Here is a 25,907-nt window from a genome sequence, read left to right as displayed (position 1 = left end):
AACTCAACTGTTATCCCAAAATACATAAAAAAACGCTCTTGTGCACAAAGCACAGGAGCGTTTTCAATTATTATTCCAAGAAATCTTTTAGGCGCTTGCTGCGCGAAGGGTGGCGAAGCTTGCGGAGCGCTTTCGCTTCGATTTGGCGGATCCGTTCACGGGTCACACCAAATACCTTGCCTACTTCTTCAAGTGTGCGTGTGCGTCCATCATCAAGGCCGAAGCGCAGGCGAAGCACATTTTCCTCACGGTCGGTTAACGTATCCAAAACGTCTTCAAGCTGTTCTTTCAATAACTCGTAGGCTGCGTGGTCGGACGGAGACTGTGCATCCGAATCTTCGATAAAATCGCCAAGATGCGAGTCGTCTTCTTCACCAATCGGTGTTTCAAGCGATACCGGTTCTTGTGCAATTTTCAGGATTTCACGCACTTTTTCCGGAAGCAAGTCCATTTCTTCCCCGATTTCTTCAGGCGACGGCTCACGGCCAAGGTCTTGAAGCAGCTGGCGTTGAACACGGATTAATTTGTTGATCGTTTCAACCATATGCACCGGAATCCGGATGGTCCGCGCCTGGTCGGCAATCGCACGGGTGATCGCTTGGCGGATCCACCAAGTGGCATACGTACTGAATTTAAATCCTTTGGAGTAGTCGAATTTTTCAACGGCTTTGATCAAGCCCATGTTCCCTTCCTGGATCAAATCCAGGAATAGCATGCCGCGGCCGACGTAGCGTTTGGCAATACTTACAACGAGGCGCAAGTTGGCTTCTGCCAAACGTTTTTTCGCTTCTTCATCGCCTTGTTCGATCAATTTCGCCAAACGGACTTCTTCTTCCGCTTTCAACAGATCGACTCGGCCGATTTCCTTCAAGTACATGCGAACCGGGTCGTTGATTTTTACGCCTGGCGGTACGCTCAAGTCATTCAAGTCGAATTTTTCTTCTGTCGGCTTCATCAGGCGGTCCAAATGTTCTTCGTCGTCCGATTTGCGTTCAAGTTCTATGCCATGGCCTTCAAGTTGTTCGATAAATTCTTCAACTTGATCGGATTCCAGTTCAAAAACCGCTAATTTATCGGCTATCTGTTCATAGTTAAGTTCACCGGTTTTCTTACCTGTTTCGATTAATTGTCGTTTTGCTTCTTCTACAGTTACTTCCGGGCCTTCTGTGCTTAATGAAACATTGCTTGCTTCAACTTTGTTTTTGCGTTCTGATTTCTCAGCCATACGACTTCCTCCTTTTAAAACCGGATAAACTTACAATGATTTGCGCAAAGCAATCACTTCTTGCGCAAGAAGTAAAGCGCGTTGTAGATCATGCTGTTTTTCCGCTTCTTTTGATTGCTGGATTTTCAAATTTATCTGCTGCTCTATCCGGTGCTTATCAAGATGCTTGATGCAATCCGCTATTTCTTCATCCACATGCTCCGGATCGCGTTCGGAAAGCGTCGTTTCCATGACCAGTTTCCGGAGTTCTGCGTCCTGGAGCGTTTCCAGGAATTTATGGAAATCCGCTTTGTCCCACTCTTCATAAAATCCGAGCAGCTGAACATACAGCGCTTTGAATTCTTCACTGACAAAAGGCATTCCCGATTCAACTTCAGCGAGCTTCCTCGTCACATCCCGGTTGGCTAAGGCATGCGAGAACAGCAGCCGTTCGGCCCGGTGAAAAGAGGTGATCCGCTTCGGCTCCCGCTTTGCGGTTTTGGCCACCCTTTCCGGACGGCTTTGTTCAATTGAGCGATTCTCCAGTTTGCGGTACTGCTGCAAAATTGCTTCTTCTGACAATCCGGTTTCATTAGCCAATTGCTTGATATACAAATCACGTTCAATCGGGGATGAACGGCCAGCCAAGAGCTGCAGCACTTCCTGGACATATTGCAGCAGATCATTTTCGTACTGGAAATTCTTATGCCTGCGTGCATGCATCATGGCAAACGCGATAAACGCGTGCGGCTTGCCGATGACTTGCTCCCGAAATGCGTCTTGGCCATGCTCGCGGACATAATCGTCCGGATCCATTTTCCCCGGAAGAACAGCAACTTCCACTTTGAATTTATCTTCATTGAGTGCAACGGCAGCCCGCTTGGCCGCTTCCCATCCGGCATCATCTCCGTCAAAGCAAATGACGATTTCCTGCGCAAAACGCTTCATTGCACGGATATGCTGCGGGGTCAGCGAAGTGCCCATTGTCGCAAGAGCATTGTCGACGCCGGCTTTTCCGGCCGCAATGACATCCATGAATCCTTCAAACAGGATGATTTTCCGATTTTTCCGGATAGCGCTCCTTGCCTGGTGGACGTTGTACAGCACTTGGCTTTTCTGGAAAATCGGCGATTCCGGGCTGTTCATATATTTTGCTTCCGTTTTCGTATTTTCCAAAATCCGTCCTGAAAAGGCAATGACTTTGCCGCTTTCGTTCATAATCGGAAACATTACACGGCCGCGAAAGCGGTCAAAAAAGCCATTGCCCTGTTCGCGCTGGATTGCCAGTCCGCTGTTCATCAATTCTTCTTCACTGTATCCTTTTCGCTGCAATGCTGTCGCCATATAATTCCATTCCGGCAGGGACCATCCGATGCGGTACCGTTCAATCATCTCCCGGGTAAACCCCCTGTTTTCCAGGTAATCCAGCGCTGCTTGGCCTTCTTCGGTATTGAGCAATATATGATGGTACATGTCTGCCGAAAATTCGTGCATCAAGATCAACTGATTGTCGCTTTTGGAAGGTGCGGTTGCTGCTTCTCCAGAAGCATGCGTGTTCACTTCCACTTCGATTCCCGCCCGGCTTCCCAGACGGGCTAATGCTTCTTGAAACGTAATATTCTCTATATCCATAAGGAACGTAATGGCGTTTCCGCCGGCGCCGCAACCGAAGCAGTGAAAAATCTGCTTATCGGAAGTGACCGAAAATGACGGTGTGCTTTCTCCGTGAAACGGGCAAAGCCCGAACCAGTTGCGCCCTCTTTTTGTTAATTGGACGTATTCTCCGACTATGTCCACAATATCCGTTGTTGACCGGATTTTTTCAATCACTTCTTCAGGAACTCGATTGGACACGCTATCACCATCTTTTTTTCTTAACTTACTGTATTCGAGATATTCAGGTGAATTCCTTCATCTTTTCGCAAAAAGATGAAGCCAAATAAATAGACCTTAATATAATTTATCCACAATTCTTCATTATAAAACGTTTCCGTGAAAAAATCCACAAATAAAATAGAAAAACCGCCCTCTCAGGTGGTTTTTCAAAAACGGTTATTTCGTTTATTCAAAATCAGGTTAGCGGTTTCTTCAACCGCCCGGTTGGTGACGTCCACCACTTCACAGCCGATGCGCTCTACCACTTTTTCAAAATGTGCGATCTCTTCGTGGATCCGGTTGATTCTGGCGTAATTCGCATCATCGCTTAAACCAAGCGCAATTAGCCGCTCTTTGCGGATGTGATTCAGTTTTTCCGGCGAAATGACCAGGCCGAAGCATTTGGAAGGATCCACTTTAAACAGTTCTTCCGGAGGATCCACTTCCGGCACCAGCGGCACGTTCGCCACTTTCAGCCGTTTGTGCGCCAAGTATTGGGACAGCGGGGTTTTGGATGTGCGCGAAATGCCGACTAGGACGATATCCGCCATCAAAATGCCGCGCGGGTCTCTGCCGTCATCGTACTTCACTGCAAATTCAATGGCTTCCACTTTCTTAAAGTAATCGTCATCAAGTTTGCGGACCAGGCCCGCTTCTTCCAGCGGCACCGATCCCAATTCCCTCTCCAATGCGTCCATCAACGGCCCCATCAAATCGACTGCCGTCACTTTATATTTAATTGTTTCTTTTTTTATATAGCTTCGCAAATCGTGAGACACCAGGGTGTACACGATAAAGGCATTTTGCTGCGCAGCCAATTTGATGATTTCCTGCAAATGATCCACCGAATCAATGTATGGAAATCTTTTTAAAACGGCATTTTGATCCGCATATAAATACTGGCTGATCGCCGCCTTTGCGACAAGTTCCCCTGTTTCTCCGACGGAATCGGAGACGATAAACAAGCGAAGCTGTTTCATACTATGCACCTCACAATTCATGGCTTTCCGACAAGGATAAAAATGCCCGTGTAATATTCGTTTTTGTCAATCGGCCAATCACTTTAAAACCTTCCGGCTGCTCATCGACCACCGGCAATGCGTCAATCTGCTGATTGATCAAGCGATGCGCAGCCTGGATCAACGATTCGTTTTTCACGCAATAAGTAATGTTCGGCATCCGGGTCATAATGATATGTACTGGGATGGCAGCCAAATCCTGATTGCCGAGACTGGTTCTGAGCAGGTCTTTGCGCGACAATACCCCTGTCAAAAGGGAGTTTTTGTCTACAACAAACAAAGTGCCGACATCGTCCAGGAACATCTGGCTGATGGCATCATAGACACTGACGTCTTCCCGCACAACAACAGGAATCGATTGGAAATCTTTCACTTTCATGTTGTTCATTGTATCCGAAATATCCTGCCCCGGTTTTTTTCCGGAATAAAAATATCCCACACGCGGGCGGGCATCCAAAAAGCCGGCCATCGTCAGGATGGCTAAATCGGGTCTTAATGTCGCTCTTGTCAAATGCAGACGGTCTGCAATCTGCTCACCCGTAATCGGGCCATTGCCTTTGACAATCCGCAAAATCTCTTCTTGCCGTTTATTGAGTTCGATCGGACTCACCGCCTCAAAATATGTTATACTCAATGTTAATTATTATATACTAATTAAAGCGATATTGCGAAGAAAAGTTTAGCGTGGTACAATACTTATCGAATCGAATATCAGGCTATGATGGAGAAATACAGTACTGTCACAAAAAGCGAGCGGGGATGGTGAAAGCCCGCACAGACAGGAAACAGGCGCTCCGGAGCTATTATCTTTTAAGAGGGCTGAGCATTCAGCCAATCGGGGTGGAACCGCGGGTTATAACGTACTCGTCCTCGGACTATATGTCCGGGACGTGTACGATTTTTTATTTTATGGAGGTAATTTTTATGTCAATGGAAGATGTAGTATCGTTAGCGAAACACAGAGGATTTGTTTTCCCGGGCTCTGAGATCTACGGCGGTCTGGCAAATACATGGGATTACGGCCCGCTTGGCGTCGAACTGAAAAACAATATCAAAAAAGCTTGGTGGAAAAAGTTCGTCCAGGAATCCGTCCACAACGTCGGCCTTGACGCGGCAATTTTGATGAACCCGAAAACTTGGGTGGCATCCGGACACGTCGGCAACTTCAACGATCCAATGATCGATTGCAAAAGCTGCAAGACACGCCACCGCGCCGACAAACTGATCGAAGATGCACTCGATGCAAAAGGCATTGAAATGATCGTCGACGGCCTGTCTTTCGAGAGAATGGCTGAGTTGATCCAGGAACATGATATCAAGTGCCCAACTTGCGGCGCGCAGGATTACACCGACATCCGCCAGTTCAACTTGATGTTCAAAACCTTCCAGGGAGTGACCGAATCTTCTACAAATGAAATCTTCCTTCGTCCGGAAACGGCGCAAGGGATTTTCGTCAACTATAAAAACGTCCAGCGTTCAATGCGCAAAAAAATCCCGTTCGGAATTGCACAAATCGGCAAAAGTTTCCGAAACGAAATCACTCCGGGGAACTTTACGTTCCGTACGCGTGAATTTGAACAAATGGAACTTGAATTTTTCTGCAAACCGGGTGAAGACTTGGAATGGTACGCTTACTGGCGCGATTTTTGTAAAAACTGGCTTTTGAACCTGAATATGTCTGAAGACAATATGCGCCTTCGCGAACACGACGCAGACGAATTGTCCCATTACTCCAATGCAACTGTCGACATCGAATACAAATTCCCATTCGGCTGGGGCGAGCTCTGGGGCATCGCGGACCGCACCGATTTTGACTTGAAGCGCCATATGGAACATTCCGGCGAAGACTTCAACTACATCGATCCGATTACAAACGAACGTTATGTTCCGTATTGCATCGAGCCTTCCCTTGGTGCTGACCGTGTAACGCTGGCCTTCCTTGTCGATGCTTACAACGAAGAAGAACTTGAAAATGACGACAAACGCACCGTCTTGAAATTCCATCCGGCGCTAGCGCCTTATAAAGCGGCTGTTCTGCCATTGTCGAAGAAATTGGCTGAAGGCGCAACGGAAGTATTCGCTGATTTGGCGAAGCATTTCATGGTGGATTACGACGAATCCCAGTCCATCGGCAAACGCTACCGCCGCCAGGATGAAATCGGTACTCCTTTCTGCATCACCTACGACTTTGATTCCGTGGAAGATGGCCAAGTAACCGTGCGCCACCGCGATTCCATGGAGCAAGTGCGCATGCCGATCGGCGAAGTGCAAGCTTATATCGCTAAACACATTGAGTTTTAATAGATGAACGATCCGGAGCATCCGCATGATGCTCCGGATTTTTTTGTCCTTGGGACCGGCGGCTTTTGCTGCGGCCAGTAAGGAGCCGGTTTGGGACAGTATTTGCCCCTGTCCGGACAGTATTTCGCCTCAAGCGGATAGTATTCCCTGCCTTTCCGACAGTACCCGCTTCCCAGTACCTTTTCTACAAAAAAAGACCCGCTCAGGTGATTTCATCCTGCTGCGGGTCTTGTTCTTCTTTTTTCGGCAAAAATTCAGGCGTCCGTTCGAGCTGTTCCAGGAATTTGCGCGATTTCAGCCGGATGCCGGCCTGTTCTTCGTAAATCGTCCGCACAATTCCCTTCAGCAGCGACTTCGATTCCTTTTTCAGCTTCAGCGAACCGACGCGTTCGATCGGCACAAAATAAAACGTGCGGATCAGCTTGACGAGCGCCGGGCTCAACCGGATGATGTAGCGGTCAATGTGGAAACAGCGATGGCATAAAAAGCCGAGTTCCTCGAACGAAAATGCGAATTCGCCGTCGGTGGCGCCGCAATTTGCACATTGGTGCAAAGTCGGCGTCAAACCTGCGGACGGCAGCATCTTCCATTCAACGAACAGCGAAATCGCTTCCGGGTCATAGCCTTCTTCGATTGCATGAAGCGCCTGGTACAACATATCGTATATCGCCGGCTGCGGCTCGTCCTGTTCGGTCAGCCGGTCAATCAACTCGGTGATATAGCTGGCGTAAGCTGTTTTCATGATGTCTTCCCGGATATGCCGGAGCGACTCCAGCGGATCCCCGCTTTGCAGCGTGCCCATGCCTTTGCCTTTAAAAATCGAATAGCTGCCATGCGTAAATTGTTGGGTGACGGCTGCCAGGCGGCTCGAAGGCTTTTTCGCGCCTCTTGCCATGCAGGTGATTTTTCCTGCTTCACGGGTGAACAACGTGACGATTTTGTTGTTCTCGCCGTATGCCTGCGTCCGGATCACAATCCCCTCTAATTGATTCAGCATGAAACCGACTCCTTAATATTCGTCGTCTCTGAAACCGAAATCACGCAAATGCACTGCTTTGTTGCGCCAATCCTTCTGGACTTTGACCCATAGCTCTAAATACACTTTAGAACCAAGCAGGTTTTCAATGTCTTTCCGTGCACGGGAGCCGATTTCCTTCAGCAAAACGCCTTTTTTCCCGATAACGATGCCTTTTTGGGAATCGCGTTCGACCATGATCGTTGCCTGGACGCGGATCATGTCTTTGTTTTCGCTGTCCGGTGCAATTTTCTCAATGACGACCGCAATGGAATGCGGAATTTCTTCCCGCGTCAAATGCAATGCCTTTTCACGGATCAATTCCGAAATGATAAAGCGCTCCGGATGGTCGGTGATTTGATCGGCCGGGTAATACTGAGGCCCTTCCGGCAGGTATTCCGTAATTTTGGCCAGCAAGTTCTCGACGTTATTGCCTTGCAGCGCCGAAATCGGAATCGCTTCTTTAAAGTCAAATTCATTGCGGTAGCCTTCAATGATTTTCGGCAAATTGTCCGGATGAACCTGGTCAATTTTGTTCAATACCAAAAAGACCGGCACATCGATGCCTTTTAGCATATCCAGTACAAAACGGTCCTGTTTGCCGATGCGGTCATCTGCGCTCGCCACAAACAACAAGACGTCCACTTCGCGGAACGTGTTTTTCGCTACCCGCAGCATGAAATCGCCCAGTTTATGGCGCGGCTCGTTGATGCCCGGTGTGTCGATAAAGACCATTTGGCTATCGTTTGTTGTCACGACTCCCTGGACTTTGTTGCGCGTCGTTTGCGGCTTATCGCTCATGATGGCGATTTTCTGGCCGACGACACGGTTTAGAAACGTTGATTTGCCGACATTTGGGCGTCCAATGATCGAGATAAAGCCCGATTTGAATCCGTTATTTCCCTGTTGCATACTCTAGATCCTCCGTTGAAAACGCACCTGGCAACAGTTCGCTGACTGTCGTTTCCTGGACGTCGCCATTTAAATTTGTTAAATAAACCGGCATGTTCGGCGCGCAGAATTCTGCGATCACTTGGCGGCATGCGCCGCACGGCGATACCGGGCCTTTCGTATCTGCTACTACAGCAAGTGCTGTGAAGTTTCGTTCGCCTTCTGAAACGGCTTTGAACATCGCCGTGCGCTCTGCACAGTTTGTCATGGAATAGCCGGCATTTTCAATATTGCAGCCATGGTAAACTTTGCCGTCAGCTGTCAGGAGTGCTGCGCCGACCTTGAATTTCGAATACGGCACATATGCCCGTTCGCGTGCAGTTTTTGATTCTGTCATCAATTGTTCTTTCTCCATTACGAATCACCTCTATAAAGTTATAACCATTTTGGGATAAAGATTAATAAACCAATTATAGCACTTGCGGCGGCAAATACCAAAACGGCGCCCGCCGCTATGTCTTTCGCTTCTTTTGCCAGCGGGTGAATGGCTGGCGACGCCAAGTCGACGACCCGTTCAATCGCCGAATTCATCATTTCCAGCGCCAGCATGCCGCCGATCACCAACAGGACGATGAGCCATTCACTTTTGGAAAGGCCTGTCCAAACACCGGCTGCCAGGACAATAAGAGCAGCCAGGATATGAAGCCGCATATTTTGTTCCCGCTTCAATGCAAACCCAATTCCCTGCACCGCAAATTTGAAGGACTTGAAAAATCTACTCGCCTTCATAACCGTCACGGGTTATTCCAAGCGAAGACAGAATTTCTTCCTGCTTGGCGAACATTGTCTTTTCGTCTTCTTTGGTCATGTGGTCATAGCCCAACAGGTGCAAAAAGCCGTGCACGGCCAAAAAGCCCAATTCCCGTTCAAATGAATGGCCGTAATCCGCCGCCTGTTCTTTTGTCCGGTCGAGTGAAATGATGATATCGCCGAGCATACGCGGTTCCATCGAGCCGACGATTTCGACTTCCCCTTCGCCCAGTTCTTCCATAGCAAAAGAAATGACATCGGTCGGCGCATCCTTGCCCCGGTATTCTTTGTTGATATTTTGGATTTCATCATTGGTCACAAAAGTGACGGACACTTCAGCAGCTCCAATATTTTCAGCTTCAGCCGCATGCTGCAAAATTTTCTCCACAAATTGCAGTTCATTTTCGCCTAAACTTTCAGTTTCGTCCATAAAATCAATCGACATCATACCTATTCCTCCAGTCATGTGGGTTCTTTTGGATACTCAATGCGCGAATGGAAAATGCCATTCAGCGTCTCGCACATGATGTGCTTGATTGTCTTGAGTTCTTTCATCGTTAAATCGCATTCTTCGAATTGCCCATCTTTCAGTTTATCCTCTACAATTGCATCGACCAAATTTTTTATTTTTTCTGATGTCGGTTCTTTCATCGACCTCACGGCTGCTTCCACACTGTCTGCCACTGAAATGATGGCAGTTTCTTTTGTCTGCGGCTTCGGTCCGCTGTAGCGGTACATCGCTTCGTCCACTTCCGGATTTTGTTCTCTCGCTTTATGGTAGAAGAATTTCAGCAAACTGGTGCCGTGGTGCTGGGCCGCCACGTCGACGATTTCTTTTGGCATCTTGTGCTTTTTCAGCAATTCTGCACCGTACGCGCCGTGCTCCAAAATGATGCGGCTGCTCGTTTCCGGCGGCAGCGAATCATGGGGATTGCGCATATGCATCTGGTTTTCAATGAAGAAATGCGGATGCTTTGTCTTTCCAATATCGTGGTAGTAGCAGCCAACGCGGGCAAGCAGCCCGTTTGCGCCAATCGCTTCACAGGAAGCGTCCGCCAGATTGGCGACCATGACGCTGTGGTGATAAGTACCGGGCGTTTCAGTCAGAATTTTCTTCAATAAAGGATGGTTCGGATTGGACAACTCAATCAGTTTCATCGTCGACAGCAAGCCGAAAGCCGATTCAAAAAACGGCAATAAGCCGATCGTCAGCGCACCGGACAACAAGCCCGAGATGACAGCCGCTGAAAAATAAAAGCCGATTTCGGTCCAATCGTATTGGCTTTGGCCAATAAGCAGATAAAAACCAACGTATAAACCATTCACAATCGCCACCGCAAGGCTCGTCTGGAGCAAGCGGGTGCGCCGGTCGTCCTGCTGGATCAAATAGACGCCAATCAAGCCGCCAAATATAATATAAAGAGCAAGATCCATCCGGATCATGGCGCTGCCTTCTTGCAACAACATACCCCCCAATGCCCCTGTAAGAAACGTCACGCAGACTGCAATCCGTTCATTAAGCAGCATTCTGGCAATCATTCCTGCCAGCGCAGTCGGAAACAGGAAAGCGATGACGACATCAAAATTGCCGCTCACCACATGGATGATTTCCATTATGGCCATCGAAAGTCCAAGCACGGAAACGACTACTAGAAGAGCCGTAATTTTTTTCTGCTCGGTCGTATCGGTTTGGCGGATCATGACCGCCAGAACCGCCACAGCAATCAAGACAAACAGCAGCAACCCAAAAAGCGGCTTGTAATCCTGCTGGTCTTCCGTCATGCCGGCAAGTTCCAGCTGGCGGTATACTTCGCGGTCCACGACTTGCCCCTCCTGAACCAAAACCTGCCCTTGCAGAATGCGCGTCGGCTCCACGCTGGCTCTGGCCTGTTCAATCTGTGCGTTCGTCAATTCCTCATTGACTACTTCATTAGGAATAATGCTCGCGCGGCCGATCATTACTGCAGCCTGCAGGATCGACGCGGGTATTTTTGTTTCTTTCCGTATTTCCTGCTCCGCTGCGTTGCGGAAAGCCCCCACTTCGCCTTCACGGATTGGGTGTTCCAATGTATCCAAAACAATTCCCGTTAAGAATTGCTGCACTTCCTCCAGTTTGCCCTGCGGCAGCACCAGCAAGGCACGAAGCATGTCATCGGTCAGTTTCAGGCCGTTATCGCTCGTTTCCATCAGACGGATATTTTCCTGCAGCGATTCAACCATCTGTTCAGTTTTAACCGGTTTGCCGTCTTTATTATCCGGCAAGTTTTTAGCTTCCAGAATATATCCAAACAGCGAATCAACTACCGCTGCCTGATTGGCAGCGATTTCTTCATTGTACTGGTAACTGGGCTGCACTTCCGAAGCTGCCCGTTCCCGTTCCCGTTCCGTCTTGAAGGGATCGACTACCGTTTTCGCCGAACGAATCGGCTCTTCTGACAGCTGAAAAAGTTCGATGGAATACTTGTCAGTTTGCAGTGAACTGTATAAAAACGCATACATGACGGCTCCGATTGCCACTATCAAAATGGCGGACATCATTTTATATCCTGCTTTTTCGTAAAGTTGTTCCGCTTTTTTTCTCATCCCGAACACCCCACTCTAGTACTTCTATCATATCAATTACCGAATGGGATTTCACGGATAACTTGAAATTATTTGAAATTGCAGAACTCTTTTCACAAGACCGACATAAAAAACCAGCCCTCAAGAAGGCTGGTCATCGTATGCTTCGATAATTTTTGCAACAAGTGGATGGCGAACCACATCGCCCCGTTCCAAGTATTGAATATGGATGCCGCTAACGCGCTGAAGAATCGTTTCAGCTACAATCAGGCCAGATTCAGCGCCTCGCGGCAAATCGATTTGTGTTTTATCGCCGGTAATGATCATTTTCGAACCAAATCCAAGGCGCGTCAAGAACATCTTCATTTGCGCTTTGGTCGTGTTTTGCGCTTCATCCAGAATGACAAAGGCTTCATCCAACGTGCGGCCTCTCATATAGGCGAGAGGGGCGATTTCAATGGTCCCGCGCTCAATCAACCGATTGGTCTGTTCAAGCCCCAACACGTCATGCAACGCGTCGTACAACGGACGTAGATAAGGATCCACTTTTTCTTTTAAATCGCCGGGCAAAAATCCGAGGCTTTCGCCTGCTTCCACCGCCGGGCGCGTCAGGATGATTTTTTTGACTTGGCCGTTTTTCAGTGCCTGTACTGCCATGACAACCGCCAGATAGGTTTTGCCTGTTCCTGCCGGTCCAATCCCGAACACGAGGTCCTTGCTGCGCACAGCGTGGATATAATGGCGCTGGCCGATTGTTTTGGCACGGATTGCTTTGCCGTTGGCATTGCGGGCCACTTCTTCATCATACAGTTCGGCAAAATATTCTATGGTGCCGGCTCTAGCCATTTCAATTGCGGAAACGATGTCGCGCTGATCAATATTGATGTTTTTGCGGATCACTTTCAATAATTGTTCAATCAGCAATTTCCCGATTTGTTTGCCTTCTTCCGAACCAGACAGCCGGATCACATCGCCGCGGGTGATTATTTGAATTTGGAACGCTTCTTCGATTAAGGTCATGTGACTATCAGATATCCCGAGCAGCAGCACCGCTTCATTAGGGTCTTTCACATGAAGTTCAAGTAATTGGTTTTCTGTCATGTAGTCGCTCCTTGGAATGTGAATTTACTATAAATTCACTGTATCATTAAATGTGAATAGTTGTAAAACATTTTACAGCATTTTTTGTTTACATAATTATGTTATGAGACACTAAAAACCGGCCAGCAGGCGCTGGCCGGTTTGCATGTTATCTTTTTGATTTTGGCGGCATTAAAATCTCCGCTAAAATAATTCCACGCTGCACGTCTTCTGCATCAAGCGGCAGCAGCTCTTCTCGGCTGTTTTCTTTCTGCGGGCTTAACGGAACTGCGTTATGCGCCGACAACCTGCCCGGCGAGGCCATTTCTTTAGCCTGTCTCTGCACTTTCTGGACCGGCAAACGTTCAGCAGCTTTTTCGGCAGCCCGTTTAACTTGCTGGGTTCTTTCCGGCTGCTGTTTCATCTGGGTTTGAAGATCGCCGTAAATTTCCTTGGCATAATCCTCCGCCCGCTTTAAAGTCCGTTGTCCGGTTTCTCTCGCAGGCGTTCTCCGCTGCTGCGGTGCATCGGTATCCCCATCGCCTTTTTTGTTGTTAAAGAAAGCGCCGATGGCCATTACAATTAAACCGAATATGAGAGCTTCCATGCGAAAAACCTCCCTTGCGGCTGCCCGTTGTTATTTTGCATCCACTTTTTCTGAGCCAGTACGGGCAATCGAATCTCTCATGCTGGTATCCGCCTGGACGTTTTTGTAATTGATGTAATCCATCACGCCCATATTGCCGTTGCGAAGCGCTTCGGACATGGCAAGCGGCACTTCTGCTTCCGCTCCCACAACTTTCGCTCTCATTTCGACAACTTTCGCTTTCATTTCCTGTTCGCTTGCTACCGCCATAGCTCTGCGCTCTTCCGCTTTTGCCTGGGCGATTTTCTTATCCGCTTCCGCTTGCTCCGTTTGAAGTTCAGCACCGATGTTTTTGCCGATATCAACGTCTGCAATGTCGATGGATAAGATTTCAAATGCCGTACCGGAATCCAAGCCTTTGCTTAAAACCGTTTGCGAAATCAAGTCCGGGTTTTCAAGAACTTTTTTGTGGCTGGTGCTTGAACCGAGTGTCGAGACAATCCCTTCTCCAACACGGGCAACAATCGTTTCTTCCCCTGCACCACCGACTAGACGGTCGATGTTGGCGCGGACTGTGATACGCGCTTTTGCTTTTACTTCGATTCCGTCCATGGCTACACCTGCAATAAACGGTGTTTCAATCACTTTCGGGTTAACGGACATCTGTACCGCTTCCAGCACGTCACGGCCTGCCAAGTCAATGGCTGCTGCCCGTTCAAACGGCAATTCAATATTCGCCCGGTGTGCCGCAATCAATGCGTTCACGACGCGGTCGACGTTACCGCCCGCCAAGTAATGGCTTTCCAGTTGGTTGATAGTGACCGTCAGACCCGCTTTTGATGCCTTGATCAACGGATTTACGATGCGCGATGGAATTACACGGCGAAGGCGCATCCCGACTAATGTAAAGATGCTGATGCGGACACCTGCTGCTAACGCAGAAATCCATAATGTGATTGGCACGAATGTAAAGAAAATCGCTAAGACAACGATAATACCAATTATCGCGGCGCCAAGACCAATTGCTTCAATTCCCATTCTTTATTCCTCCTCTTGTTTTTCTAATTCACGGACAACAATCCGAGAACCTTCTACTTTAATGATTTTCACTTGCTTGTTCGGATCGATGAACCGGCCTTCCGACACGGCATCAATCCGTTCGTCGCCCAGTACGATTGTTCCGGATGGGCGCAGAGCCGTAGCAGTTACGGCAATTTGCCCAATCAGTTCCGGGCGGTTAACAGCTGAAACATAGCCGCTTTCCGTATCGGTGGCATCCGTTAAAATCAGCCGTTTGAACAATTGCGGCCGTTTGCCAAAAAATTTCACTATGATCACCATCCCTGCTGTAGCTGCGATTAATGCGATAAAAATTGAAATGGCAGTAGACATTAAACTTCCTCCAGCCAGGAAAACACTGACCAGAATCGACGTAATGCCGAGTATTCCCAAAATGCCTCCGGGAATAAGAAATTCAGTAAACAGCAAAGCGAGACCGATGATCACTAAAGCAATGGATCCAAATCCCGCGTATCCTGCAACAAAATGCCCGTAAAAAAACAGCACAAGTGAAATGAGGCCGATGATTCCCGGAACGCCGACACCCGGCGTGAAAAACTCCAGCAGCAGCCCAAGTGCAGCTATCGTCAACAAAACCGGCACGACTAAAGGATGAGTCAAAACAGCAGCCGCTTTGCTGGAGAAAGTGTCAGGGGCTTCTTCATTTTGCAAAACCGGAGCCGCGCCCGCAGAATCTGTATCTGCAAAAACCGCACTCTCCGCTGCAAAAACAGAAAATCCATCCGCAGCCTCAGGTACCGCATCTAAAAACAGCAACAACGATAAGAACAAAAGACTGAATGCCAGGAAGCCTTTCAAGCTGTGCATAGGACCCGCCCCTTCCACTTAAACCCGCTTTTCCAATCAATTGAGCATTGGCTCCGCTGATCGGGACTCTTTTTACTGTTCTATTGTATATACGGACAAACACGCCAATGGTTTCATTTTTCTCGCTATTTTTATTATAGACTATTTCTTCGTGTTACTTAAAGAATGCGCTTACAGGATTCTCTTAAGCTTGCTTGGTGTGACGATCTGATGGCGCCTGTTTGTCATGTGCCGGCTAAAAAATAGAAATAGAAAACCGGCTGTACGATTAATCGTACAGCCGGTTTTTGCTGGTCGTTCATATTTTTTAAAAGTCATTTAAAATTAAAGTCAATTAAAATTTACGTTTACGCGCAGCTTCTGATTTCAGTTTGCGTTTTACGCTTGGCTTATCATAATACTCGCGCTTTCTTACCTCTTGCATTGTTCCGGACTTAGAAACAGTGCGTTTGAAGCGGCGAAGAGCATCTTCAATTGATTCGTTTTTACGAACAGTTGTTTTTGTCATCTCTTTTTCCCTCCCTCCGAACACACGTTGAAGCAAATAACAACAAGTGTTATATATTAAGAAATTATAACGTATAAACCTATATAGGTCAACACTTAATAATCAGAACTTGCTGTTAGCCCCTGCATAATTTTTACGCCGGAACTTGCGCCGATGCGTGTTGCACCAGCTTCCACCATTGCTTCGAGATCTTCCAGGCTGCGCACTCCGCCTGAAGCTTTAACGCCTAAATCCGGCCCGACAGTTTCACGCATCAATTTAACGTCTGCCACAGTAGCGCCGCCTGTTGAAAAGCCGGTTGATGTTTTCACAAAATCAGCTCCTGCTTCTTTAGTAAGGCGGGACGCCGTCACTTTTTCTTCGTCTGTCAAAAGGCTTGTCTCGATGATGACTTTGACAATCGCTTTGCCTTTTGCCGCTTCGACAACTGCAGCAATATCATTTTTAACCCATTCCGTATCGCCGCTTTTCAATGCGCCGATGTTGATCACCATATCAATTTCGCCTGCTCCTTTGGCAATTGCATCTTTTGTTTCAAATGCTTTTGTCTCAGAAGTGGACGCACCCAGCGGGAAACCGATAACGGTGCAGACCTTCACTGTGCTGTCTGCCAATTCTTTTGCTGCTGTTTCTATCCAGGCAGGGTTGACGCAAACGGAAGCAAAATTGTATTGTGCCGCTTCTTTGCAGATTTGGATGATTTGTTCTTTTGTAGCTTCAGCTTTTAATAGCGTGTGGTCAATATAAGATGCAATGTTTGACATGTTGAGAAACTCCATTCTGATTTTAAATTAATTAGACGACCAGTTCTTCCATCACTCGGACAAATTGCCCTTCGTTGTATGGATAACCGGCTTTCGTAATTTTCACTTTGACGATTTTGCCGATCAGCGACTCATCACCGGGGATAACAACTCTCAAATAATTATCCGTATAGCCTTCCATTAACCCGCTATCCGGATCTTCTTTGAATCGCTCTTCCGGAATGATTTCCAGCAATTCACCTTCAAATTGGGAAGCATACTCTTTTGCCAATTGATCATTTAGCGCAATCAGCCGGTGGACGCGTTCGTTTTTAATGTTTTCATCAATCTGGTCTTCCATTCGGGCAGCCGGAGTGCCTGTGCGCTGCGAATAAGGGAACACGTGAAGTTCGGAAAATTTATGGTCGTTGATGAAATGATAGGTCTCCATAAATTCCTCTTCCGTTTCTCGCGGGAATCCGACAATGACGTCGGACGTAATCGCAAGATCCGGCAAAGCTTTCCGCAGCTGGATCAACCGGTCAGCGAAAAATTCCATCGTGTACTTCCGCCGCATCCGTTTCAGCACCGTGTTCGATCCAGATTGAATCGGGATGTGAAGATGGCGGACCACGATATTGGATTTTTGCAGCACATCAATCACTTCATCCGTCAGCTGGCTTGCTTCAATGGATGAAATGCGCAGCCGCTTCAGCCCTGTGACTTCCATTTCCAAATCACGCAGGAGCTGAGCCAAGTTGTAGTTTTTCAAATCTTCTCCGTAGCCGCCTGTATGGATGCCGGTCAGAACGATTTCCTGATATCCTGCGTCCACCAGCTGCTGGGCTTGGCGGACCACTTCTTTCGGGTCGCGGGAGCGCATGAGCCCACGTGCCCAAGGAATGATGCAGAACGTGCAGAAATTATTGCAGCCTTCCTGAATCTTCAAAGACGCCCGTGTGTGGTCCGTGAACGACGGCACATCCAATTCTTCGTACACCCGGTTTTTCATGATGTTGCCAACCGCATTGATCGGTTTCCGCTCCCTTTTATACTGCTCGATGTAGCCGAGCAGTTTGGTTCGGTCTTGCGTCCCGACGACAATGTCCACTCCGGGAATCGCCATTATTTCTGCAGGTGAAGTCTGCGCGTAGCAGCCTGTCACGCAAATGACGGCATCCGGATTTTGGCGGACAGCCCGGCGGATGACCTGGCGGCTTTTTTTGTCTCCTGTATTGGTTACTGTGCATGTATTAATGACATAAACATCGGAATGACGATCAAACTCGCTGCGCTCGTAGCCTTGTTCTTTGAACAATTGCCAGATTGCTTCTGTTTCGTAATGATTCACTTTACAGCCTAAGGTATGGAACGCTACCGTTGACATAAGTGGCCACCTCTTTCATTCGAATTCATAGGACATTGCAGATAATGCATATAACGGAGCCGTTTCGGTTCGTAAAATCCGCGGGCCGAGCGACGTGAACAACGCGCCGCTTTCTTTTAAGAGCGCTATTTCCGTGTCAGAAATCCCGCCTTCTGGGCCGAACACAAACAAGATTGAGTCTTTATCATACAATGATTTCAAGGTTTCAGCAAACCGCGTCCGGCTCTGTTCGCGGGCTTCTTCCTCATACGCTACGACGACGGCATCAAAGCTTTTTGCCGCTTCCATCAGCTGTTTGAATGTATGCGTATTATGTATTTCTGGGATGCGAGTCCGGTGAGACTGCTCCGCCGCTTCTTTGGCGATTTTCTGCAGCCGCGCCCGTTTCTTTTCACTTTTCGAGCCATCCCATTTGACGATGGACCGTTCTGCCGCAAACGGGATCAGTGCATGCATCCCAAGTTCAGTCGCCTTTTGGGCAATCAATTCCAGCTTATCGCCTTTTGGCAATCCGCAGGCAATCGTCACTTTTTTCGGCATTTCCACATCCCTATGAAGTTCTTCCTCCACCTCGACCTCGACGTCAAATTCCGCCGTTAAGATGGTCGAAAGAAAAGCCTTCCCTTCACTGACGATGATTAACTGGTCTCCCGGTTCCTGGCGCATAACTTTGGCGATGTGCTTCGCATCATCGCCAGTTATCGCCACTTTTCGGTTTTCAGGAACTGGGCCATCAATAAAATATCTTTGCATTACAGCACCCCGTTATTCCGGTTTTTTAGAAATGATCGTTACCCAGTCTTCCATCATCATAACGTCCTCGATAACAAAGCCGGAAGCTTCCAGCGCTTCCTTTACATCGTTTTTCTTCGCAGAAATAATGCCGGAAGTGATGTAATGCCCACCCGGTTTTACTACCTGGAACGCATCATCCGTAAAGGACATGATGATTTCCGCAAGAATATTCGCTACCACAACATCCCCCGGCTCATCGATCGTATCAAGCAAATTCCCTTGGACGACGTTGATTCTGTCCTGCGCTTTGTTCAATTTGACGTTGATGCGTGCAGAACGGACCGCTACTTCATCAAGATCAAGTGCATGCACTTCTTTTGCGCCCAATAGTGCAGCACCGATTGCCAAAACACCAGAGCCGGTTCCGACATCGATGACCCGCTGGCCGTGCTTCACTGTTTTTTCCAAAGCTTGCAGGCTCATGACCGTTGTCGGGTGAGTCCCCGTGCCAAATGCCATGCCCGGGTCCAGTTCAATGATCAATTCGTCGCTTGATACCGGTTCGTATGTTTCCCAAGTCGGCACCACCGTAAAGCGCTGGGAAATTTTGACGGGGTGGTAGTATTTCTTCCACGCAGTCGCCCATTCCTCTTCGTTCACTTCGCTGATGGTTACCAGATTGGCGCCGATATTGATATCAAATTTCACGAGATTGCTGATGGCGAGTTTAATTGCTTCGACGGTTTCCCCCAAAAAGGAATTGACCGGCAAATACGCTTTCACAATAACGCCTTCAGCCGGAAAGTCTTCCGGATCCAAAGAATAGATTTCCCCAAACTGGTCTTCCCGTTCTTTCGTCAAATCTTCCGAGTCTTCAATTACAACACCGCTCGCTCCTGCTTCATGCAAAATATTCGAGATTGGCTCAATCGCTTCGTTTGTTGTACGGACCGCTAGTTCTGACCATTTCATTTTAAAAACCGGCTCCTTTACTCACCTTTAATGGTGCGCTTGATTTTATCAAACAATGAACTGCTTTGCTCTTCCGGAATATCTCCGCTGATCTCAGCAAATTCACGGAGCAGTTGTTTTTGTTTTTCGTTCAATTTGGTTGGCGTTTTCACGCGGATGATGATGTGCTGATCTCCGGTGCCGTAGCCATGGACGTTCTTGACGCCTTTTCCTTTTAGGCGGAAACGTGCGCCGCTTTGCGTGCCAGCGGGAATTTTCAGTTTCACTTTGCCGGAAACCGTCGGCACTTCAATTTCATCGCCAAGTGCCGCTTGTGCAAACGTAATCGGAAGATCCAAGTATATATCATCGCCTTCGCGTTCAAACTGCTTATGCGGTTTTACGCGGAACACGACGTACAAGTCTCCAGCTGGTCCGCCGTTGACGCCTGGGCCGCCTTGGCCGCTGACGCGCAATTGCTGTCCGTCATCCACACCTGCCGGAACCGTAACTTTGATGGTTTTGACTTTGCGGACTGTTCCTTCGCCGCGGCAAGTCGCGCATCTTTCTTCGATGATTTGGCCGGTGCCTTGGCAGTGGTGGCAAGCACGGCGATTGACCATGCGTCCGAAAGGCGTATCCTGCGTCACATTCAATTGGCCGGAACCTTCACAATGCGGACATGTTTTCGGCTTGGTTCCAGGTTTTGCCCCTGAACCGTGGCAAGTTCCGCACGTTTCGTCTTTAGGAATTTCCACTTCTGCTTCTTTCCCGAAAACAGCATCCATAAAGTCGATGTTCATGGAATACTGCAGGTCATCGCCTTTTCTCGGCGCATTCGGATCGCGCCGTCTCGTGCCGCCGCCAAAGAATGTGCTGAAAATATCATCAAAGCCGAAGCCTTCAGCGCCGCCGCCGAAACCGCCAAAGCCCTGGTTCGGATCCTGGTGGCCGTACTGGTCATACTGTGCTCTTTTTTGGTCGTCGCTCAGCACTTCGTAAGCTTCTTTTACTTCCTGGAATTTTTCGGAAGCATCTGCTGCTTTATTGATATCCGGATGGAATTGTTTCGACAATTTCCGGTAAGCTTTTTTAATTTCTTCTTTTGAAGCGGTCTTGGACACACCCAACACTTCATAATAATCTCGCTTGTTCATATGTCACTCTCCCTCTTGCAGTCACCTGTAATTGTACACGGTTTAAATTGCCGTTGCAAAGACTCTTAGAAAAGCGGAAGCGCCCATGTAGATTCGACGGGCATAAGACGCTTTGGCGAAGTGGCATATTTTCAGCCACACAGCCAGAGTGGCTTATGACCCTAGAATCTGGGCGCTGGAGTCTAGACATAAATCCGCTATTAGCAAACCATAAAAAATTACAGACACAATGTTCTTTTAAGTGTGAAAAAGCCAAAGCATGTTGCTTTGCTTTGACTTTTCCGGGTCCTGCTTATTTATCGTCGTTTACTTCTTCGTATTCAGCGTCAACGATGTCATCGTTGCCTGGCGCTCCGCCAGCTTGTGCGCCTTCAGCGCCCTGCTGTGCTTGCGCAGCTTGCTCGTAGGCTTTCATTGCCAATCCTTGAAGAATTTCGTTCAATTTGTCTTTTTTCTCACGGATGTCTTCGATGCTGTCGCCTTCTAGAGCCGCTTTCAATTCATCACGTGCTGCTTCAGCCTGGCGTTTTTCTTCGTCAGTTACAACTTCGCCAAGGTCTTTGATCGTTTTATCTGTTTGGAAGACCGCTTGGTCCGCTTCGTTGCGGATTTCCACTTCTTCTTTCACTTTCGCATCCGCTTCAGCGTTTTCTTCCGCTTCTTTGATCATGCGTTCGATCTCATCTTCAGTCAATGAGGTGTTTGACTGGATCGTGATAGTTTGTTCTTTTTGCGTTCCAAGGTCTTTCGCTTTAACGCTGACAATACCGTTTTTATCGATATCGAATGTTACTTCGATTTGCGGAATGCCGCGCGGTGCCGGTGGAATATCCGCCAATTGGAAACGGCCAAGCGTTTTGTTGGCTGCAGCCATCGGACGCTCCCCTTGAAGAACATGGATATCAACAGCCGGCTGGTTGTCAGCAGCAGTTGAGAACACCTGCGATTTTGATGTCGGGATTGTTGTGTTGCGTTCGATCAATTTTGTGAACACGCCGCCCATCGTTTCGATACCAAGCGATAGTGGTGTTACGTCAAGAAGAACAACGTCTTTTACGTCACCAGTCAAGACGCCGCCTTGAACTGCCGCACCCATTGCCACTACTTCATCCGGGTTAACGCCTTTATGCGGTTCTTTGCCAGTTTCTCTCTTCACCGCTTCTTGAACAGCAGGGATACGAGTAGATCCGCCGACCAAGATAACGCGGTCAAGTTCAGAAGCTGAGATGCCTGCATCTTTCAATGCCTGGCGAGTTGGCCCTAAAGTACGCTCTACTAATGAATGAGTCAATTCATCAAATTTCGCACGTGTCATCGTCACTTCCAAGTGAAGCGGTCCAGCTTCTCCCGCAGTGATGAACGGCAATGAAATTTGTGTAGAAGAAACACCTGAAAGGTCTTTTTTCGCTTTTTCAGCAGCATCTTTCAAGCGCTGAGTAGCCATTTTATCTTTTGACAAGTCGATGCCGTTGTCTTTTTTGAATTCCTGCACCAAATAATCGATGATGATTTTATCAAAGTCATCTCCGCCCAGACGGTTGTCGCCGGCAGTAGATTTTACTTCGAATACGCCATCGCCAAGTTCAAGGATGGAAACGTCGAATGTACCGCCCCCAAGGTCATAGACCAGGATGGTTTCGTCAGTTTCTGTTTTATCCAAACCGTATGCAAGCGCTGCTGCAGTCGGCTCGTTGATGATGCGTTCCACTTCAAGTCCAGCGATGCGGCCAGCGTCTTTTGTAGCTTGGCGCTCTGCATCGTTAAAGTAAGCTGGAACTGTGATAACCGCTCTTGTTACTTTTTCGCCTAAGTATTCTTCGGCATAGCCTTTAAGATATTGAAGGATCATTGCAGAAACTTCCTGCGGCGTATAGTCTTTGCCTTCAGCAGAAACGGTTTGCGTAGTTCCCATTAAACGTTTAACGGATTGGATGGTGTTCGGGTTTGTAATCGATTGGCGTTTTGCTACTTCCCCAACCTGGCGTTCACCGTTTTTAAATGCTACGACAGAAGGAGTTGTACGGTTGCCTTCTGGATTTGGAATGATTTTTGGTTCGCCGCCTTCTAATACTGCGACTGCTGAGTTTGTTGTTCCTAAGTCGATACCGATAATTTTGCTCATTTAAATTCCTCCATTACCAAATTATTCGTTAACTTTTACCATAGATGGACGAAGCACTCTGCCTTTAAGGGTATACCCTTTTTGAAGTTCCATTAACACGGAGCCCGGCTCTGCATTTTCGTCTTTTTCCTGCATAACTGCCTGATGGAAGTTCGGGTCGAAAGGTTTTCCAAGCGCCTCGATTTCTTCCAAGCCTTCGCGTTTTACCGCTTCAAGCAAGTTGTTCTGCACCATTTGAAGCCCTTTAAGGATCGAAGCGGCTTCATCGCTTTTCGCTTCAACAGCAAGCGCCCGGCCGAAGTTATCCAGCACCGGCAATAAATCCGTCAAAAGAGATTGAGAACGGAATTTTTCTGCGTCTTGTCTGTCTTTTTGGGCACGGCGTTTGAAATTGTCGTAGTCCGCCAACAGGCGAAGGTATTTGTTCTGCTCCGCTTCAAGCTGCTCGCGAAGTTCAGCTGCTTCATCAACCTGTTCTTCAGCAGGCGATTCTTCAGCTTGCTCATCCGAGGATTCTAATGCCTCTTCTGATGCCGCTCTTCGCGCTGCTTCCGTTTCAGGGTCCATTTGCGCCTGGAACTCCTCGTCCACTTCGACATCGTTTACCATTTCTTCAGTTTGTTGAGGTTTTTTTTCTTTAGACAAATCTGTTCCTCCTTTATTCACTTACCCCGGATCATTCGGGTCAATTCTTTCGACAATTCGCCGCTGAGCGTATCCAATAAAGTAACGACACGTTTGTAATCCATGCGTTTTGGACCCACAATAGCGATTGAACCCGTTTGTTCTTCTCCAATGTCGTATGAAACGGTGATCACACTGCAATCTTCCATCGCGGAAAGCGTGTTTTCAGAACCGATCCGGATATGGAGACCTTGGCTGCCGACCGGCAGAATCATCGGGATATGCTTGTGTTCTTCCATGACATTCATCAAATCCCTGATTTTCTGAAGATCATGGAAATCAGGCTGTTTGAGAATATTCAGCTTTCCGCCGAAAAATACATTGTCGTCATGCGGCATAATCACCGCCTGCCTGAATGTGGAAAACAACTCTCCGTAGCGATTGACATGCTGTTTAAACACCGTCAGGGTTTCCTGCTCCAGCCGGAGATGCAGATCGTTCAGCGAGACACCTGCAAGGCGGTCATTTAGTATATTGACCATCTTTTCAATATCCGCCGGATCCAACCCTTCCGGAATGGTAAACACCCGATTTTCTACGTGGCCGTTATCTGTGACAATGATGGCCACTGCCGTATCCATCGTCAGCGGGACAATCGACAATTTTTTCACCGTATGCTTCCGGACATCCGGGCCAAGCAAGATGGCCGTGTAGTTCGTCAGCTCCGATAAAATCATCGCCGACCGCTTGATGACTTCTTCGGTTTCAGCAATTTTATCTTCAAAAATGGACCGGAGCTGCTGGATATCCTGCTTCGGCAATGGCCGAGGCGTCAGCAAATGGTCAACATAATAGCGGTACCCTTTTTGAGAAGGGACCCGCCCCGATGAAGTATGGGTCTTTTCCAAAAATCCTAATCCTTCGAGATCAGCCATTTCATTACGAATCGTTGCCGGACTAAATGGAAGTTCGGATTTCTTTGATAGTTGGTTCGATCCTACCGGCTGAGCTGATTGAATATAATCATCAACTGTCACTTTTAAAATGAGCAACTGCCGTTCTGTTAACATGATCATCACCTCTGTTAGCACTCTATGAGTGTGAGTGCTAATACTACATTAAAATTACCAAATTCCATTTAGCTTGTCAACGCAGACGCTTGAATTTATCAAAATAAGTCAAACTGACTCATTGCCTTGTTTTGCCTGCATTCACTGCCGGCATATTCAACTAAACTCCATGGACCGTTTCTTTAATTCAATAAAAACTGTTCGAATACTTCGTTGCCGACAAAGCGGCCTTGTTTCGTCAGTTTCACCCGGCCGTCTTCAATCTCCAGGTGCTCGTTCGCCACTTCTTTTTCTAAAATTGCACCATATACTTCTTCCAGCGACTGCTGAAATTTCTCCTGGAAGCCGCTGATGGAAACGCCTGCCGTTTTGCGCAAGCCGAGGAACATTTCTTCTTCCATCTTCTCATTGACGGGCACTTCGTGCGTATTCAAAATTGGACGGACGCCTTCTTCAAGCGGCGCCATGTATTTTTTCAAAGGCCCGTGGTTGGAATAGCGGATGCCGTTCACATAGCCATGGGCTCCTGCGCCGACGCCGATGTATTCCGCATTGTCCCAGTACAACAGATTATGGCGTGATTCAAAGCCCGGCTGGCCAAAATTCGATATTTCGTATTGCTTCAAGCCACGGTGTTCCATTTCGGCCATTAACTTTTCGTACATATCCGCTTCCAAGTCTTCTGTCACCGTATTGAGTTTTCCTTTGGTCATCAAATTATAGAAAACCGTTTTCGGTTCGATGATCAGCGAATAGGCGGAGAAATGCGGCAAATTGAACCCGAAGGCCTGCTCTAATGTATCTTCCCACTGCGCCATCGTCTGGCCGGGAAGTCCGTACATCAAGTCAAAACTGAGGTTCGTGAAGCCGACTTCTCTTGCTTCAGCGACTGCCCGTTTCACGTCGCCATTGCTGTGCGTGCGGCCGAGGCGCTTTAACAAATCCTCATCGAACGACTGCACGCCCATCGACAAACGGTTGACGCCGCCGTCGAACAACACCTGCATTTTTTCTTTCGTCAATTCATCCGGATTGGCTTCAGACGTCCATTCCAAATTGTCCGCCATGGGGACGTATTGATGGATATAGCCGAGCAATTTCTGCAATTGCGCCGGCGTCAACGAGGTCGGTGTTCCGCCTCCAAGAAAAATCGTTTCCAACGGCTGGTCAAGCGCGCCTTCCTGTTTCCAAAGCGCCAGTTCTTTTCCGACTGAATCGACGTAGGCATCTACAGGCTGGTCTTTAAAAAATACTTTATTGAAGTCACAGTAGTGACAGATCTGGTGGCAGAATGGGATATGGATATACAATCCTTTAACCATTGCTATTCCTTCTTTCTAATAAGAAAAGGAGGCGCAAGAAATCGGCCTCCTCCTTTGT

General features: G+C 48.0%; 25 protein-coding genes. 1 reads left to right on the top strand and 24 read right to left on the bottom strand.

The features are described from left to right. Positions 1–70: 70 nt before the first annotated feature. The 4 genes from rpoD to ccpN form a co-directional block, all read right to left on the bottom strand. Complete coding sequence (gene rpoD, locus QWY22_RS08300; protein ID WP_074510989.1) at positions 71–1,225, bottom strand: RNA polymerase sigma factor RpoD; 1,155 nt, start codon at positions 1,223–1,225, stop codon at positions 71–73. A 30-nt stretch (positions 1,226–1,255) separates the two neighbouring features. Next, positions 1,256–3,058 (bottom strand): DNA primase, encoded by a 1,803-nt coding sequence (dnaG, locus tag QWY22_RS08295; protein WP_300983936.1) that lies wholly within the window; start codon positions 3,056–3,058, stop codon positions 1,256–1,258. A gap of 188 nt (positions 3,059–3,246) precedes the next feature. Further along, complete coding sequence (locus QWY22_RS08290) at positions 3,247–4,059, bottom strand: pyruvate, water dikinase regulatory protein (RefSeq protein ID WP_300983935.1); 813 nt, start codon at positions 4,057–4,059, stop codon at positions 3,247–3,249. A gap of 10 nt (positions 4,060–4,069) precedes the next feature. Then, positions 4,070–4,708 carry a transcriptional regulator CcpN gene (gene ccpN, locus QWY22_RS08285; RefSeq protein ID WP_036809447.1) on the bottom strand — a complete coding sequence of 213 codons (639 nt, stop codon included), beginning with the start codon at positions 4,706–4,708 and terminating at the stop codon, positions 4,070–4,072. A 314-nt stretch (positions 4,709–5,022) separates the two neighbouring features. On the opposite strand from ccpN, the gene QWY22_RS08280 reads away from it, so the two are divergent. Next, positions 5,023–6,399 carry a glycine--tRNA ligase gene (locus tag QWY22_RS08280; RefSeq protein ID WP_300983934.1) on the top strand — a complete coding sequence of 459 codons (1,377 nt, stop codon included), beginning with the start codon at positions 5,023–5,025 and terminating at the stop codon, positions 6,397–6,399. 202 nt (positions 6,400–6,601) lie between these two features. On the opposite strand, the gene recO is transcribed toward QWY22_RS08280, so the two are convergent. The 20 genes from recO to hemW form a co-directional block, all read right to left on the bottom strand. Further along, positions 6,602–7,396, bottom strand: a complete 795-nt coding sequence (gene recO, locus QWY22_RS08275; RefSeq protein WP_300983932.1) for a DNA repair protein RecO — start codon at positions 7,394–7,396, stop codon at positions 6,602–6,604. A gap of 12 nt (positions 7,397–7,408) precedes the next feature. Beyond that, positions 7,409–8,326 (bottom strand): GTPase Era, encoded by a 918-nt coding sequence (era, locus tag QWY22_RS08270; protein ID WP_300983930.1) that lies wholly within the window; start codon positions 8,324–8,326, stop codon positions 7,409–7,411. Beyond that, the gene (locus QWY22_RS08265; RefSeq protein ID WP_300983928.1) at positions 8,310–8,720 is read right to left on the bottom strand and encodes a cytidine deaminase; all 411 of its coding nucleotides are present in this window, start codon (positions 8,718–8,720) and stop codon (positions 8,310–8,312) included. Before QWY22_RS08265 ends, era begins: the two co-directional genes overlap by 17 nt. 20 nt (positions 8,721–8,740) lie before the next feature. Next, positions 8,741–9,094, bottom strand: a complete 354-nt coding sequence (locus QWY22_RS08260) for a diacylglycerol kinase family protein (protein ID WP_300984353.1) — start codon at positions 9,092–9,094, stop codon at positions 8,741–8,743. Beyond that, positions 9,081–9,563, bottom strand: a complete 483-nt coding sequence (ybeY, locus tag QWY22_RS08255) for an rRNA maturation RNase YbeY (protein ID WP_300983926.1) — start codon at positions 9,561–9,563, stop codon at positions 9,081–9,083. The genes QWY22_RS08260 and ybeY overlap by 14 nt, the downstream gene beginning before the upstream one ends. Positions 9,564–9,577: 14 nt before the next feature. After that, positions 9,578–11,698 (bottom strand): HD family phosphohydrolase, encoded by a 2,121-nt coding sequence (locus tag QWY22_RS08250; RefSeq protein WP_300983925.1) that lies wholly within the window; start codon positions 11,696–11,698, stop codon positions 9,578–9,580. A gap of 120 nt (positions 11,699–11,818) precedes the next feature. Further along, on the bottom strand, positions 11,819–12,778 hold the full coding sequence (locus QWY22_RS08245) for a PhoH family protein (protein ID WP_300983924.1): 960 nt from the start codon (positions 12,776–12,778) through the stop codon (positions 11,819–11,821). A 148-nt stretch (positions 12,779–12,926) separates the two neighbouring features. Continuing rightward, the gene (locus QWY22_RS08240; protein WP_300983923.1) at positions 12,927–13,364 is read right to left on the bottom strand and encodes a YqfB family membrane protein; all 438 of its coding nucleotides are present in this window, start codon (positions 13,362–13,364) and stop codon (positions 12,927–12,929) included. A 30-nt stretch (positions 13,365–13,394) separates the two neighbouring features. Further along, a complete protein-coding gene (gene floA / locus QWY22_RS08235; protein ID WP_036809479.1) occupies positions 13,395–14,381 on the bottom strand; it encodes a flotillin-like protein FloA in 987 nt (328 codons plus the stop codon). A 3-nt stretch (positions 14,382–14,384) separates the two neighbouring features. Continuing rightward, positions 14,385–15,230, bottom strand: a complete 846-nt coding sequence (locus QWY22_RS08230) for an NfeD family protein (protein WP_300983921.1) — start codon at positions 15,228–15,230, stop codon at positions 14,385–14,387. A 334-nt stretch (positions 15,231–15,564) separates the two neighbouring features. Continuing rightward, positions 15,565–15,738 (bottom strand): 30S ribosomal protein S21, encoded by a 174-nt coding sequence (gene rpsU, locus QWY22_RS08225; RefSeq protein ID WP_008431605.1) that lies wholly within the window; start codon positions 15,736–15,738, stop codon positions 15,565–15,567. A 95-nt stretch (positions 15,739–15,833) separates the two neighbouring features. Further along, complete coding sequence (gene deoC, locus QWY22_RS08220) at positions 15,834–16,502, bottom strand: deoxyribose-phosphate aldolase (RefSeq protein ID WP_300983919.1); 669 nt, start codon at positions 16,500–16,502, stop codon at positions 15,834–15,836. Between the two features lie 31 nt (positions 16,503–16,533). After that, positions 16,534–17,868 carry a tRNA (N(6)-L-threonylcarbamoyladenosine(37)-C(2))-methylthiotransferase MtaB gene (gene mtaB / locus QWY22_RS08215; RefSeq protein WP_300983918.1) on the bottom strand — a complete coding sequence of 445 codons (1,335 nt, stop codon included), beginning with the start codon at positions 17,866–17,868 and terminating at the stop codon, positions 16,534–16,536. Positions 17,869–17,883: 15 nt separating this feature from the next. Then, complete coding sequence (locus tag QWY22_RS08210; protein WP_300983917.1) at positions 17,884–18,621, bottom strand: 16S rRNA (uracil(1498)-N(3))-methyltransferase; 738 nt, start codon at positions 18,619–18,621, stop codon at positions 17,884–17,886. Positions 18,622–18,633: 12 nt separating this feature from the next. Beyond that, positions 18,634–19,575, bottom strand: coding sequence for a 50S ribosomal protein L11 methyltransferase (gene prmA, locus QWY22_RS08205; RefSeq protein ID WP_300983916.1), 942 nt, complete (start codon positions 19,573–19,575; stop codon positions 18,634–18,636). A gap of 17 nt (positions 19,576–19,592) precedes the next feature. Continuing rightward, entirely contained in the window at positions 19,593–20,711 is a 1,119-nt protein-coding gene (dnaJ, locus tag QWY22_RS08200) for a molecular chaperone DnaJ (RefSeq protein ID WP_300983915.1), read from the bottom strand. Positions 20,712–21,003: 292 nt separating this feature from the next. Then, positions 21,004–22,833 carry a molecular chaperone DnaK gene (dnaK, locus tag QWY22_RS08195; RefSeq protein WP_300983913.1) on the bottom strand — a complete coding sequence of 610 codons (1,830 nt, stop codon included), beginning with the start codon at positions 22,831–22,833 and terminating at the stop codon, positions 21,004–21,006. Between the two features lie 21 nt (positions 22,834–22,854). After that, positions 22,855–23,478, bottom strand: coding sequence for a nucleotide exchange factor GrpE (gene grpE / locus QWY22_RS08190; protein ID WP_300983911.1), 624 nt, complete (start codon positions 23,476–23,478; stop codon positions 22,855–22,857). 17 nt (positions 23,479–23,495) lie between these two features. Continuing rightward, on the bottom strand, positions 23,496–24,527 hold the full coding sequence (gene hrcA, locus QWY22_RS08185) for a heat-inducible transcriptional repressor HrcA (protein ID WP_053165545.1): 1,032 nt from the start codon (positions 24,525–24,527) through the stop codon (positions 23,496–23,498). Between the two features lie 182 nt (positions 24,528–24,709). After that, entirely contained in the window at positions 24,710–25,849 is a 1,140-nt protein-coding gene (hemW, locus tag QWY22_RS08180) for a radical SAM family heme chaperone HemW (protein ID WP_300983910.1), read from the bottom strand. Between the last annotated feature and the right edge of the window lie 58 nt (positions 25,850–25,907).

The sequence above is a fragment of the Planococcus liqunii genome (genome assembly GCF_030413595.1).
Classification (GTDB): Bacteria; Bacillota; Bacilli; order Bacillales_A; family Planococcaceae; genus Planococcus; species Planococcus liqunii.
The sequence above is the reverse complement of the archived record's forward strand: the minus strand, read 5'-3'. Positions and strand labels throughout refer to the sequence as shown.

What these genes read in the sequence shown, in the direction of transcription:
- rpoD (WP_074510989.1), bottom strand. Translation starts at nt 1,225, where the DNA reads ATGGCTGAGAAATCAGAACGCAAAAACAAAGTTGAAGCAAGCAATGTT.
- QWY22_RS08290 (WP_300983935.1), bottom strand. Translation starts at nt 4,059, where the DNA reads ATGAAACAGCTTCGCTTGTTTATCGTCTCCGATTCCGTCGGAGAAACA.
- QWY22_RS08280 (WP_300983934.1), top strand. Translation starts at nt 5,023, where the DNA reads ATGTCAATGGAAGATGTAGTATCGTTAGCGAAACACAGAGGATTTGTT.
- recO (WP_300983932.1), bottom strand. Translation starts at nt 7,396, where the DNA reads ATGCTGAATCAATTAGAGGGGATTGTGATCCGGACGCAGGCATACGGC.
- era (WP_300983930.1), bottom strand. Translation starts at nt 8,326, where the DNA reads ATGCAACAGGGAAATAACGGATTCAAATCGGGCTTTATCTCGATCATT.
- QWY22_RS08265 (WP_300983928.1), bottom strand. Translation starts at nt 8,720, where the DNA reads ATGGAGAAAGAACAATTGATGACAGAATCAAAAACTGCACGCGAACGG.
- QWY22_RS08260 (WP_300984353.1), bottom strand. Translation starts at nt 9,094, where the DNA reads ATGAAGGCGAGTAGATTTTTCAAGTCCTTCAAATTTGCGGTGCAGGGA.
- ybeY (WP_300983926.1), bottom strand. Translation starts at nt 9,563, where the DNA reads ATGATGTCGATTGATTTTATGGACGAAACTGAAAGTTTAGGCGAAAAT.
- QWY22_RS08250 (WP_300983925.1), bottom strand. Translation starts at nt 11,698, where the DNA reads ATGAGAAAAAAAGCGGAACAACTTTACGAAAAAGCAGGATATAAAATG.
- QWY22_RS08245 (WP_300983924.1), bottom strand. Translation starts at nt 12,778, where the DNA reads ATGACAGAAAACCAATTACTTGAACTTCATGTGAAAGACCCTAATGAA.
- QWY22_RS08240 (WP_300983923.1), bottom strand. Translation starts at nt 13,364, where the DNA reads ATGGAAGCTCTCATATTCGGTTTAATTGTAATGGCCATCGGCGCTTTC.
- floA (WP_036809479.1), bottom strand. Translation starts at nt 14,381, where the DNA reads ATGGGAATTGAAGCAATTGGTCTTGGCGCCGCGATAATTGGTATTATC.
- QWY22_RS08230 (WP_300983921.1), bottom strand. Translation starts at nt 15,230, where the DNA reads ATGCACAGCTTGAAAGGCTTCCTGGCATTCAGTCTTTTGTTCTTATCG.
- rpsU (WP_008431605.1), bottom strand. Translation starts at nt 15,738, where the DNA reads ATGACAAAAACAACTGTTCGTAAAAACGAATCAATTGAAGATGCTCTT.
- deoC (WP_300983919.1), bottom strand. Translation starts at nt 16,502, where the DNA reads ATGTCAAACATTGCATCTTATATTGACCACACGCTATTAAAAGCTGAA.
- mtaB (WP_300983918.1), bottom strand. Translation starts at nt 17,868, where the DNA reads ATGTCAACGGTAGCGTTCCATACCTTAGGCTGTAAAGTGAATCATTAC.
- QWY22_RS08210 (WP_300983917.1), bottom strand. Translation starts at nt 18,621, where the DNA reads ATGCAAAGATATTTTATTGATGGCCCAGTTCCTGAAAACCGAAAAGTG.
- prmA (WP_300983916.1), bottom strand. Translation starts at nt 19,575, where the DNA reads ATGAAATGGTCAGAACTAGCGGTCCGTACAACAAACGAAGCGATTGAG.
- dnaJ (WP_300983915.1), bottom strand. Translation starts at nt 20,711, where the DNA reads ATGAACAAGCGAGATTATTATGAAGTGTTGGGTGTGTCCAAGACCGCT.
- dnaK (WP_300983913.1), bottom strand. Translation starts at nt 22,833, where the DNA reads ATGAGCAAAATTATCGGTATCGACTTAGGAACAACAAACTCAGCAGTC.
- hrcA (WP_053165545.1), bottom strand. Translation starts at nt 24,527, where the DNA reads ATGTTAACAGAACGGCAGTTGCTCATTTTAAAAGTGACAGTTGATGAT.
- hemW (WP_300983910.1), bottom strand. Translation starts at nt 25,849, where the DNA reads ATGGTTAAAGGATTGTATATCCATATCCCATTCTGCCACCAGATCTGT.